Origin of the sequence: Synechococcus sp. H55.10 (assembly GCF_047502715.1) — a bacterium.
In the GTDB taxonomy this organism is placed as follows: Bacteria; Cyanobacteriota; Cyanobacteriia; order Thermostichales; family Thermostichaceae; genus Thermostichus.
In genome coordinates, this window is record NZ_JANSJJ010000203.1 from 1 (window position 1) to 617 (window position 617).

2 pseudogenes are annotated in these 617 nt (G+C 57.5%); both read right to left on the minus strand.

Features of this window, described 5'->3' with window-relative positions:
• A pseudogene (locus tag NW858_RS11555) lies at positions 1 to 261 on the minus strand (allophycocyanin subunit beta); the annotation flags it as partial.
• Between the two features lie 64 nt (positions 262 to 325).
• A pseudogene (locus NW858_RS11560) lies at positions 326 to 617 on the minus strand (allophycocyanin); the annotation flags it as partial.

The following is a 617-nucleotide window of genomic DNA, read 5'->3' on the forward strand; positions in this document are numbered from 1 at the left end:
GTAGTCCATGTCGCGGATGCAAGCGGCATAGCGACGGGTGGTGTACATGTTACCACCGGGACGGGTGAGGTCGGAGTAGAGCAACGCCTTGGCCGCCGCATCTTTAACAATGGTGGAGGCGTTGGCCGCGATTGTAGCAGCCGCTCGCACCCGCAGCTCGCCCGTGGCGAAGAAAGCCTTCAACTTGTCCATGGCCGAGCTGTCGAGATACTTGCCTTGGACGTCGTAGCTATTGATCACAGCAGTAATCGCGTCTTGCATGATGAGCTTCCTAAATCCAAATCGGTGAACGTTAAACAGTTGCGCGGTTAGAACAATGTAGGGATTAGCTCATTGCCCCCACCTCAAAGTCAAAGTAGTAACCGGCCTCAGCCGCGTCCTCAGGAGACAACAGGCCCATGGCCACCTGCTTCATTTGGCGAATGCTCTCGGCCACCGCCGGAATAGGCGTGCCCAGAGAGTTGTACATCTCCCGCACCCCCACCAAGCCAATCTCCTCAATCGGGGTGACATCGCCGGCAACGATCCCGTAGGTGATCAGGCGCAGGTAGTAGTCCATGTCCCGCAGGCAAGTTGCCGTCATCTCCTCTCCGTAAGCATTGCCACCTGGGGAGACG